Origin of the sequence: Streptomyces sp. NPDC001530, assembly GCF_042894545.1 — a bacterium.
Classification (GTDB): domain Bacteria; phylum Actinomycetota; class Actinomycetes; order Streptomycetales; family Streptomycetaceae; genus Streptomyces.
The window spans coordinates 1-1,125 of sequence record NZ_JBIAVS010000062.1; the positions used below are offsets into that span (position 1 = coordinate 1).

A 1,125-nucleotide genomic window follows, 5' to 3' on the forward strand; every position below is an offset into this window, starting at 1 on the left:
CCACGCCACGAGCCCGGGAAGACCGTGAAACGAGTCGAAACCCTCACCGAGCATGTCCGCTTGAAACAACAGCGAGGTTAAACATCAAGCTGAGAAGCCGTTGTCGTACCGATCGGGGCAGTTGGTCGGTCGAGCAGGGTTCTGGTTCGGATGATGTCGTGGTGGTCGGGGCACGAAGGGGGAGAAATTTGGGAGAAGGTCTTCTCCCAACACCCACCAAATGCTTGTTGAGGCCAATGCACAGCAACCGGCTGACCTGCTCGAACGACCTGCGGCTCAGGTGTGGATCTTGCCCGGGTTCGGGGAAGAGGTCGTGACGGCAGACTCTGACGGCAACGTCAGCAAACTGGATCGGTCTTGGGCGCCTCCCGGGGTACTCACGGAGCTCTGTCACAAGCTCGGTCCCAGACGGCAGGCTCAGTTGATCGAACGTACGGATAGATGGTCAGGTGCCTGGTGGTGGCATTTCGGCGTTTGTGCGGGATGCGGCTGCCGCTTCGTTGTCACCGGCGCGGGTATAGGCCGTAGCGGACTGTTCCCATGCCTCCCGAACCCGGGACGGTTCGGCACCGGATGCCGTCAGGGTGGTGGCGAACTCACCCCACGCTTCTCCAGCGTGCACCCAGTTCTCCTCCTGAGTCAGCATTTCGACCGCTTTCTCTCCTGCCTCGATTGCCTCCGTGTACTGCTGAAGACCGCGGCAGGCCATGCCGAGGTTGTTCCAGGCCGTGGCTTGGCCGTGGGTGTCGCCGGTCTGCTGGAAGAGGTCGAGGGCGGTCTGATTAGCCTCGCGTGCCTCGTCGTAGCGCCGCAGCTCGCCCAGCGCACTGCCGAGGTTGTTCCAGGCCGTGGCTTGGCTGTGGGTGTCGCCGGTCTGCTGGTAGAGGTCGAGGGCGGTCTGGTGAGCTTCGTGTGCTTCAGCGTGACGTTCGAGCTCCTGAAGTGCAGTGCCGAGGTTGTTCCAGGCGCTGGCTTGGCTGTGGGTGTCGCCGGTCTGCTGGTAGAGGTCGAGGGCGGTCTGGTGAGCTTCGCGTGCCTCGTCGTAGCGCCGCAGCGCGCCCAGTGCAGTACCGAGGTTGTTCCAGGCGCTGGCTTGGCCGTGGGTGTCGCCGGTCTGCTGGAAGA

The 1,125-nt window shown here is 63.3% G+C and carries 1 protein-coding gene; it reads right to left on the reverse strand.

Annotated features, from left to right (window positions below; translation table 11 throughout):
• Positions 1 to 445: 445 nt before the first annotated feature.
• On the reverse strand, positions 446 to 1,125 hold a 680-nt coding region (locus ACFY0T_RS50055), incomplete at its 5' end, for a tetratricopeptide repeat protein (protein WP_388885878.1).